This is a genomic window from Chitinophaga sp. (assembly GCF_035564935.1).
Classification (GTDB): Bacteria; Bacteroidota; Bacteroidia; order Chitinophagales; family Chitinophagaceae; genus Chitinophaga.
Genome location: NZ_DATMTE010000280.1, coordinates 17,186 through 27,583 on the forward strand (window position 1 = coordinate 17,186; position 10,398 = coordinate 27,583).

6 protein-coding genes are annotated in these 10,398 nt (G+C 50.7%); all 6 read right to left on the reverse strand.

Going from position 1 to position 10,398, the window contains the following annotated elements:
- Window position 1 precedes the first annotated feature (1 nt).
- Complete coding sequence (locus VN105_RS07530; protein WP_325639479.1) at window positions 2-907, reverse strand: sugar phosphate isomerase/epimerase; 906 nt, start codon at window positions 905-907, stop codon at window positions 2-4.
- 14 nt (window positions 908-921) lie between these two features.
- Entirely contained in the window at window positions 922-1,860 is a 939-nt protein-coding gene (locus tag VN105_RS07535; RefSeq protein ID WP_325639481.1) for a glycerophosphodiester phosphodiesterase family protein, read from the reverse strand.
- Between the two features lie 23 nt (window positions 1,861-1,883).
- Complete coding sequence (locus tag VN105_RS07540; protein WP_325639483.1) at window positions 1,884-3,293, reverse strand: arylsulfatase; 1,410 nt, start codon at window positions 3,291-3,293, stop codon at window positions 1,884-1,886.
- A gap of 8 nt (window positions 3,294-3,301) precedes the next feature.
- Window positions 3,302-5,419: a hypothetical protein gene (locus VN105_RS07545; RefSeq protein ID WP_325639485.1), complete on the reverse strand. Its 2,118-nt coding sequence runs from the start codon at window positions 5,417-5,419 to the stop codon at window positions 3,302-3,304.
- 13 nt (window positions 5,420-5,432) lie between these two features.
- Window positions 5,433-7,070 (reverse strand): RagB/SusD family nutrient uptake outer membrane protein, encoded by a 1,638-nt coding sequence (locus VN105_RS07550; protein ID WP_325639487.1) that lies wholly within the window; start codon window positions 7,068-7,070, stop codon window positions 5,433-5,435.
- 21 nt (window positions 7,071-7,091) lie between these two features.
- Window positions 7,092-10,398 (reverse strand): TonB-dependent receptor (locus VN105_RS07555; RefSeq protein ID WP_325639488.1); only part of this gene is annotated, 3,307 nt, incomplete at its 5' end.

Genomic DNA, 10,398 nt, shown 5'->3' on the forward strand with positions numbered 1-10,398 from the left:
CTTATGATTTAAGTTGACTGTTACAATAGGCAATACATTTCCGCAGTTCTTCCACGGTGTCCGCCCCGTTATATTCGTATTCTATATTTGCCGGTATTGGCCATCCGTTATCACGTATCAGGCGCAATACGGGGCCAATAGGCGTATCGCCTTCCCCGAGCGGCACATTGGGTCCCTGGTGTTTTTTGCGATCCTTTACGTGTATGCAGATGATCTTTTTATGATGCTCCTTTAAATAGGCCACCGCATCAAAATCCGCCGCTGTAAAATGGCCTATGTCCAGGTTTATTTTAATGTAAGCGGATAATCCCTGCATACCGCGGGCAAAACTATCCGGCGACGAAAATTCATTAGGCTGGTCGGTATGGGAATGGTTGTGCATCCCTACCTGTATCTTATATTTTTGTGCATATACATCTACCCGCTTCATTACGCTCACCGTAGCGGAGGTGGTGATGCTGTTTGTACCCAATGCCCGGGCAATGAGGAACTGTTGTTCCAGGTCGTGTTCGGAAATGCTGTCTTTAATGCTGGCCGTGTACGCCTGTATGCGGATACCCGCTGTCTTGAACTTATCGCGGATGGCATGGATCTCTTCCATTTTCAGGTTAGCCCGCCATTGCTCCAGCAATTCCTTTTTACGCTGGTTATCTGCCGGCGTACTGTTGCGCTGCCACTGTGCTTCCCGTGGCTCTACATGTCCGCCCCATAGCTCACAGCTTTTAATACCCAGGCTTACCATGGCTTTTATTGCTTCGTCTAAAGGCCGGTCGCGCAGGCTGTAAGATTGCAGGCCGATGGTAACGGGAGCTGCCACCGGGAGCGCCTTTAAGGCATTGGGCAGCATCAGCCCGGCTACACCTGTAAGAGTAAGCCTGGTCCATTCCCGCCTGTTTAATGTTTTCATATACGTAGATTTTATTACCGGAAATATTTAGCCTTCACCGATTTTCCCTGCTGCAACGGCAGCAGCGCAGCGCCACCTTCAATACCCAGATCAGCTTCAATTACATCCGCGCCATAACTGATCAGGTATTGATAACCTTTCTTCAGCTGTTCCGCACTGATCTGCCCTTTGGTGTACTGCTGGTCAATATTACGGGAACTGCCCAGTACGCACATGGCTCCCCGTTTATGTACGGCGTCAAAAATAGCCTTGCTCTCCGGCACCTGATGGCTTACAAAACCAATTACATTCGCCCAGGGAACACCGCTTTTATCCATCATCTCCACATTCTCTTCTTTACTCATCATCACTTCCATGATAATGTCTTTATTGTATGCGTAACATTTTTTTGTATCCTCATCGGAGTAAGAGATCACGAGCGCATTAGCCTGTGCTTTGTTTTCGACGATCTTTTGTGCACGCACTTCTATGGGCACGTCTTTGGCGTCGATAACCAGGATGGTTTTTCCTTTGGCCCACTGTAATGCTTCATCAAGTGTAGGTATCCGGTAACCAGTAAGATTACCTTCCGTGTCTTTCAGCCGCAGCTTTTTCAGTTCCGCCAGTGTATAGTCCGCTACTTTACCATGACCGTTGGTAGTGCGGTCCAGTGTGGGATCATGCATCAGCACGATCTTACCGTCTTTGGTATAGTGCGGATCTATTTCCAGCATGGAAGTAGTATGACTTAAAGTATTTTCAAAAGTGGCGATGCAGTTCTCCGGGAATCCTTTCCTGGGGCCGCCCCGGTGGGAGCTTATAAACGGGATACGGTCCGGTGTATAATGAAAAAAGTTTTTCAGGTCCGCAGCGCTCCGGGTGTTGATGGTATGCAGTGCTGCAGTTTGTTTAAAACTGTACAGCCCTGTAAGTACAAAAACGATCAATGCCGGAATCAGGTATTGCTTAAGCATAGTGTTAAATTAAAAAACGTTTATTAATGTTTATATGGAAAAAATGGTGCATCAGGTGTGGTGGCAGTTGCCAGCATCTCCCTTACCCGTTTTACCAGCTCTGGATGCCGGGTTGCGAGGTCGGTCGATTCGGCAGGATCTGCTGCCAGGTCATACAGTTCTACAGCTCCTTCCCTATCGGCAGGCGTGCTTCTGACCACTGCTTTCCAGTGGTCAAAGCGCAGCGCCCGGCTCTCCAGCCAGTTGCGGGGTTGTTCACTGCCCTTACCTGGTTTATTCCAGTTATAGTTGTAAGTATAATATTCCCAGTAGAGATATGGATGAGCTGTTTGTTTACCTGTATGAAAAAGACTTGGGTAGACAGATACACCGTCTATTCCCGCGGGTGCTTTGATACCGGCCACCTGGCAAATAGTAGGCAGCAGATCCCAACCCGCGGTAACATGATCTGATACCTGCCCGGCTTTGATCCTGCCCGGCCAGTATGCGATAAAAGGTTCACGGATACCGCCCTCGTACAGGTTGGTTTTAAATCCGCGTAAAGGGCCATTGCTTTTAAAGAACTTTGCAAAGCCCGGGTTAGCGCCGTTATCGCTCACAAACAGGATAAGGGTATTTTCCTCCAGTCCTTTTGCCTTCAGTGCGCTGATGATGCGAGCCACATCCTGGTCCAGCAGGGAGATCATGGCTGCATAGTTGGTGAACTCCTCCGGCCATCCTTTGCCCGCATAGGCGGAGTTGTCCGGTATCACATGCTGCCCGTGCGGGATGGTATAAGGCAGGTAGAGGAAAAAGGGGTTACCCTTTGCGGTGTCCAGGAATGCCAGTGTTTTTTCTACAAACAGCTGGTGACTGTAAGCGCCTTTTTTACCGTTTGCATTCTGCGGCAGCATTACTTTTTTACCATTCTCATACAGGAAAGGCGGGTAATAATTATGCGCCTGGATCTGGTCGAGATAGCCGTAGGAATAATCAAAGCCCTGTGTATCCGGGCCGTGGTTTTCGCCACCCAGGCCCCATTTGCCGATAAGGCCTGTGCGGTAACCTGCTTTTTTCAGCAGCTCGGCGATGGTTACTTTTTCTGATGGCATGGCGGGATCTTCCTGTTCATCCGTCAGGAAGTTGCCACGGATATAGGTATGCCCGGTATGCATACCCGTTAGAAACGATTCACGGGAAGGGGCGCATACTGTATTGCCTGCATAGTAGCGGGTAAACCGCATGCCATTCCCCGCCATTGAATCGATATGCGGGGTTTGTATCATCTGCTGCCCATAGCAGCCAAGATCCCCGTAACCCATATCATCTGCCATGATCAGCACGATGTTGGGTTTTCCAGGCAGGCTTCTTTTTACGGAAGCCTGCCTGAACCCAAAGGCGGCAAGCAATAGCAGCCCGGCGCCTGTGATGGATAAGATTGTATGTACTTTCATTTGTTTCATTAAGGTTGACCAAATAAAACGCCACGACCGCCGGTACCAACATAGATGCGGCCAAATACCTGCCTGTCGCCTGCCAGCGCTTTTACGCCTGCGGGGAACAGCTGTGTGCCGTTATCGATACGGTCCCAGTTAACACCAAGGTCGGTAGAGCGGTACAGCCCTTTTGCTCCCGAAAGGGTGCCATAACTGTATACCGCCGGCGTGGAAGAACCACTGGGCGGCGCGCCAAAGGCAAATGCGGTAGAAGTAGTTAAAGCTGCCACCTTACTGAAGGTAGTGCCGCCGTTAGTAGTGCGGTATAAACCGTTCGCATCCAGGCTTACCCATACTTCGCCGCTAACACCAGGACGTGCAGCCACAAACAGGTAGGAGTTTTTGTTGGGAATGGCCGTAGCGTTCATCTGCGTCCAGGTGGCGCCGCCGTTTGCAGTGGCATACAGGTAGCCCGATTTGTAGATATAGAAGCGATTGCCATCGGCGCCATCTGCCGCCAGCGCAAAATCCTTGCTCCATACATCCGCTGCATTCACGGAACCGGCAGGTGCACCGGAAGCCGCGCTCCATGAGGCACCGCCATTGCTGCTGTAGTACACCGCTCCGGTTGATCCGCCGGCTACATACACCATCTTGTTGGGATCTGTAGCGGAAATGGCAATACGGCCCAGCTTTACGCCACCGGGTAAAGTGCGGGTGGTCCAGGCGCCGCCGCTGTTGGCGGAAGTAGCGAGTATAGTACCGGTACCATCATTGCCGGTAGCGCCCAGGATAGCAATATTGGCAGGTTGTGTTTCGCAGAAAGCAATACTGAAACCTTCATTGATATTGTACAACCTGGAAGGGTAGCTGTTCACATCGGTATGACGGAAACCAAAAACATCCGCTACGCCGGAGTACAGCGATGCACCGCCCGGAGGCGCTGCCAGCGTTAATACCACCGTTTCTTCATCGCCTTTGATACGGGTGCTCCATGCTACCGAACCGGCGGCCCATGCATCGGAAGTATACCAGATGCCAAACCAGTCGGTATAATACAGGTCGCCATGATGGAGCGGATCAAACACCAATGCAGCCGTAGCGCTGGAGAACCAGCCGCCGGGCCACCAGGCGGCTTCCAGTGTTTTGGTGATAGGCAACGCCGCCGTATTCATCTGCTGCCAGGTAGTACCGCCATCGGAAGAACGGTACATAGGATTGTTGAAGCTGCTGTAACGCTGGCATACCGCTATCTTCAGCGGATCGGACGCTTCAATGGAAATACCGCAGTAATTCTTGCCTGCACCGCCGGAAGGGGTGATATCCTTCCAGGTGCTGCCATTCCAAACGGTTACACCGGTGGAATGCGATACATACAGTTTGCCGTTGGATACCTGCATACGGTTGGGAGAAACAGGCGCGCCTGTCATTGCAGCAAAAGTAGCGCCGCCATCGGTACTGCGATAAATGCCCGTACCGGGAATGCCTGCATACACCGTAGCAGAGCGCCCGCTAACCGTTGTTGCCGGATCAATTACCACGGAACGCACCCCATTGGCGCCGCCATTAGGCACACTGGCAATTTTGGTCCATGCGCCGCCGGTATTGGTGCTGCGGTATAAGCCATCGGAACGCGTACCGGCATAAACGGTAGTACTGGTGAGCGGATCTACGGCAATGCATTCACCGGTCCAACGCATATCACCGTTACCGTTATACGTAGCGGTCATTACTTTAGACCACGACTGCCCGGTATTTTCGGAGCGGTAAATACCATCGTTCAGTGCCAGGTACACGCGGTCGGGCGCATTGGCATCAAGGGCCATACCGTCTACATGTGTGCTCAGGCTTTCCAGCATGGGCACCCAGGTGAACACCTGGTTATCCCACTTATAGGCGCCGCCTACATCGGTGCGGATGTACATGCGGTTCGATTGTGTGGGGTGAATAGCGATACCGGTTACATAACCGCCACCGCCAATGGCTACATTTTTCCAGTTGTAGGGCAGCATGGCGCCGGTAGTATTCGCAGTTTCACTGCGTTTACCATTAATGGCATCCAGCTGTTGGAGTTTTTTACAGGAAGTAACGGCATGCAGCGTTACCAGCCCCATGACTAACAGGGCAATGTTGGGTTTTTTCATAAAGGGTAATTTTTTAGTAGTTCGGGTTCTGTACTATCTTAGGATTTTGTGCTATTACAGTTTGTGGTATCGGCATCAGGTAATTCTTCGATGCATCGAAGGTAATTTTACCGCCGCCGGCATTGATTTTTTGATAAGTAAGATGATCGCCGGTACCCGTGATCTTCATGGCACGCAGCGGTTTGCTGAACACTTCGCCGGCTATTTTCCAGCGCCACAGGTCAAACAGGCGTTTGCCTTCAAAAGCCAGCTCCACGCGGCGTTCCCGGCGGATACGCGCGCGCATCTGCGCCTGCGTAAGATTAGCCGGTAATGCAGGCAGGCCGGCCCTTGCACGCACTTTATTCATGGCGTCGTATACGGTGGCATCCGGACCTGCATCTTCATTCTGCGCTTCTGCATAGTTCAGCAACACTTCTGCATAACGCCAGATGATAGCATTGGCGCCACTGCTTACCCCGGGAACAATGGCCGGGTCTACCATCTTCTTCAAAAAATAACCTGTACGGCCTTTACCACCTGCCCCGGCCTCGTCCAGCTCATTGGGATTGTTAGCCACACCCAAACGGGTATAGATAATACCGCTTTTCCAGGCGGCGCCGTCGTAAATGATGGAGGCGGCAAAACGTTTATCCCGGTTCTCATAAGGATGTTGGGGATCAAATTGCGCAGAACCTTCCGCCTCCGTTTTTCCATCCAGGAACTCATAATCATCTACCAGGTCCTGTGTGGGATTCACGGCGCCCCAACCCCCACCATCAGACACTTTCACGGGATTCCAGTATTTTTCTTTGATCTCGCCTTTTACGTTGGCGGCATACTGTACATCGAAGATCACTTCCTGGTTGTTTTCATTGGCAGGGAGGAACAGTTGCCCGTAGTCGGGATAAAGGTCATAGCCTGCCCCGGCATTCATGATCTTCCCGTTCACCGCGGCGGCATCTTTCCATTTACCAGCGTATAACAGCTGCTCGCCTTCCAATGCCCAGGCAGCGCCTTTACTGGCGCGACCGGCATCTTTGGCGGCTATTTTCAGCGGCAGATCCGCAGCAGCTTCTTCACATTCTTTCTGAATAAAAGCCACACATTCTTCGTAAGTATTGCGTGCGTAAAAAATATCATCTCCCTGTTCCGTGCGGTTCAGCGGGATAGTGATCAAAGGCACGCCTCCGTAAAGATCCATGAGGGACTTGTAGTAATATGCGCGAAGGAACCTGGCCTGGGCCAGCATGCCCTTTTTGGTGTTATCATCAAAATCCGATTTACCCACATTTTCGATGAACACATTACACTTACGGATATTGGCATACATATTTTTCCAGTGCGGCGTAAACACCGGCGTAGAAGGACCGTAAGCGCCCGGGGCAAAATTCACGTAAGATGGAATGCCCGCCAGTGGCCCGCTGATACTGTTATCGGAGAAATTATCCAGCGGATCGTTGCTGATCTCTGAAGGCACATTGGTGAATACCGTTGATTGCGGACCAGGATTCAGGCTATTGTAAATATCGTTCAGGAACAGGTTGGCATTGGCGGGCGTTTGCCATACGGTCACATCGGTGAGCTGGTCGGTGGGTTCAATATCCAGCTTACTGTCACACGCCGTAAATAAAAATGTGGCAGCCGCAATATATATGATACGTGCTTTCATAATGTTCAATTGATGATGTAATTAGAAATTGGCATTTAACCCGAAGGAGAACACCTTTTGCTGGAAATAATACCTGGCGCGTTTGCTGGCGCTGCTTACACCGATTTCAGGATCCAGGTAGCTTTCTGCCGAGAAAGTGAGCAGGTTTTGCGCGGCGCCGTAAATACGGATAGAATGAATGCGCAGGTGGCTCATGATGCCGGCAGGAAGGGTATATCCCAGCTCCAGTGTTTTCAGTCGCAGGTAAGCGCCATTCCTTTCCCAGAACGAAGATACCTGCTGGCTGTTGCTAGTAGGCGCCGGCATGATCAGGGGATAGCGTGCATCGCGGTTATCCGGTGTCCAGTAATCCAATTGTTCACGGAATATTTTTGCACCGTTAAAGAATGGCAGGGAGGCTTCGTTGGTGAGCTGGAAACTGCTTTTGGCGGCGCCTTGCCATAACATGCTGATGTCGATTCCTTTCCAGCTTACGTTGGTGGTAATACCGTAAATGATCTGCGGAAACGCAGGATCACCAATCACGGTTTCATCGTTGGCATCAATTTTTTTATCGCCGTTAATATCCGCGTAACGGATATCGCCGGGCTGCACGGGGCCAAAGGTTTGCTTAGGCGCTGCATCTATTTCTTCCTGCGACTGGAACAAGCCGATAGCTTTCAAACCAAACTGCGTATCCAGCGGGCGGCCGGTGCGCCGGCGGTTAGGATCGTTGAGGGTAGACGCATTTTCAAAGGTTTGTACCAGTTTGTTTTTGGCGTAAGAAAGATTAAGCCCTGCGTTTAATGAAATGCCGTTCTTAAACGTATGCGCTGTATTTACGGAGAAGTCGAAGCCCTTGTTATCCATGATCCCCGCATTGATCTGCGAGATACCGATGCCATATTCCACCGGCACTACCGCATTGGGCGCCACCAGCATATCTGAACGGCGTTCTTTAAAGAAGTCCAGTTCAAAGTTCAGCTTACCTCTCCAGAAACTTCCTTCCAGGCCGATGTCTCCTTTCTTCGCTGTTTCCCACGTGATATTAGGATTAGGTTCATTCCTTTCAAACACACCCTGTACCTGTGAAAATTGCGTACCGCCAAAACCGTAACTGCTGGTTAAACCGTAGCTGCTCAGGTACTGAAAAGGCGCTCCCGCCAGGTTACCGGACTTTCCGTAAGAACCCCGGAGTTTTAAGTTATCAATCCATTTGTAGTTATCCTTGATAAAACTTTCTTCCGACAAACGCCAGCCGAGTGAAACAGCGGGGAAGAAAGCGAAACGTTTGCCCGGTGCAAAGTAATAATGCCCATCATAACGACCTGAAAACTCCGCCATATATTTCTGGTTAAAAGTATACCCTAACCGGTACACAAAACCCAGTTGCTTATAAGAACCGGAAGAGCCCCAGTTGTCCAGGTCTGATTTATTGGAACTGCCCAGCGACAGCTCATCCAGGTTCACCTGGTAATTAAGGCGGGAGGCGCCGAACTGGTTGTTTTCGCCCTGCCGTAATTCGGCTACTGCCAATGCGGTAATGGCATGTTTACCAAAGGTATTGTTATAGTTTATATACCCCCGCAACGTATAGTTCACTATCTGCACATAACCCTGGCTCAGGCTGGGAGCAACTACCCCGGCTTTTGTAGGCACAAAGTTATTATTGGCATCAAGGGCGTAAATGTTATAGGGAAGCTGCCAGTTCTTCAGGGTACTGTCACTTTTATCATAAGCGCCGGTTGCTTTGAATGAAAGGCCGGGAATAGCGGGAATTTTTTGTTCGATGGATAACTGGGAGAAGAAAATATTCCTTTTCACCCTGTTATACCCGCTCCCGTAAATAGAAGGCAGCAGGCCGTTGCCGGGCAACCCGTTGGAGAACTGCAGCTGCTGGTTCAGTAAAGGCGGGTTCTTGGTAACGGAAGTATAAATGCCGGTACCGCTTTGTGAGCCCGGATTTTTGGTGGCTTCCAGGCTCGCTTTAATATCCAGCGATACAATGGTGGAGGAAGTGGCATTTACATCCACGTTGGAGGCGATGTTGTAACGGGAATAATTGATGGCATCCACAGAACCCTGCTGGTATAAATGGCCGAGAGAACTGAAGAAGCGTACCTTATCGGAACCACCGGAAAGCGACAGGCTCTGGTTATTCATGGGCGCTGCAAAGTCAATTACTTCGCGCATCCAGTCGTGGTCCGGATAATGATCTGGATCGGAATGATCTTTATATTTCTGCAACTGCTCATCGCTGTAGGCCGCAGGCAAACCGGCATTTTTATTGGCGGCATTCAGGGCTGTGGCAAACCCGTAGCTATCCAGGTAATGCGGGTATTGGGTAGGCTGCTGAAAACCGTACCAGGTATTAAAGTTCATATCTACTTTACCGGCCTTTCCTCTTTTGGTAGTAATGAGCAATACGCCGTTGGCGCCGGCCAGGCCATAGGGGGCAATAGCGGCGGCATCTTTCAGCACTGTTACGCTTTCTATTTCTGCAGGGTTGATCTGTGAATAGGTTCTTGGCACACCATCCACAATGGTAAGCGGTCCGTTATTACCACCGGTGGTACCGATGCCTCTCACTCTTATTACCGCTGCATCCACGCCCGGCTCACCGCTGCCCTGGAAGGCCAGCACGCCGGATACGCGCCCGGCAATGGCGTTGTTTATATTCGCTACCGGCGCCCTGGCAATATCATCACCTTTCAGTGTAGAGATAGCTGCGGTAGTGGATACTTTTTTCTGCGTACCATATCCCACTACGATCACTTCTCCCAGCCCTTTGGCTTCTTCCCGGAGTGTAATGTTCAACGTGCTTTTTCCATTCACGGCTAATTCCTGGCTTTGAAATCCGATATAGGAGATCACCAGCACGGCATCTGCCGGAGCGTCCAGTTTGTAATGTCCGAAAGCGTCGGTGGCAGCGCCGGTATTGGCTCCTTTCACTTTGATGGACACACCGGGAAGCGGCGTGCCTTTACTATCGGTAACAATACCTTCTACCAGGGAAAAGGGCATGTTCCGGGAAACTGTGATGGCGATCACATTATCGGATAAAAGACGGTAATTCAGGTTCAGGGATGACAGGAGGTTGCTGAGCACATCGGTAAGTTCCTGGCTGCCGTTTGTTTTTACAGATACCAGCCTGTTCAGCGGCACATCTTTAGCATTATAGAAAAAACGGCACCCGGTAACATCCTGTATCTTATCCAGGGCCCTGGAGAGCCGCACATCCTTCACATCCATCGATAGCTTTATATCCTTCTGGGAATATACCTTAGCGGATAACTGCATACAAAACAGGAACGTAGAAAGTAGCGTCAGGCGCATAGTTCTTTCAATT

What these genes read in the sequence shown, in the direction of transcription:
- VN105_RS07550 (WP_325639487.1), bottom strand. Translation starts at nt 7,070, where the DNA reads ATGAAAGCACGTATCATATATATTGCGGCTGCCACATTTTTATTTACG.
- VN105_RS07535 (WP_325639481.1), bottom strand. Translation starts at nt 1,860, where the DNA reads ATGCTTAAGCAATACCTGATTCCGGCATTGATCGTTTTTGTACTTACA.
- VN105_RS07530 (WP_325639479.1), bottom strand. Translation starts at nt 907, where the DNA reads ATGAAAACATTAAACAGGCGGGAATGGACCAGGCTTACTCTTACAGGT.
- VN105_RS07540 (WP_325639483.1), bottom strand. Translation starts at nt 3,293, where the DNA reads ATGAAAGTACATACAATCTTATCCATCACAGGCGCCGGGCTGCTATTG.
- VN105_RS07545 (WP_325639485.1), bottom strand. Translation starts at nt 5,419, where the DNA reads ATGAAAAAACCCAACATTGCCCTGTTAGTCATGGGGCTGGTAACGCTG.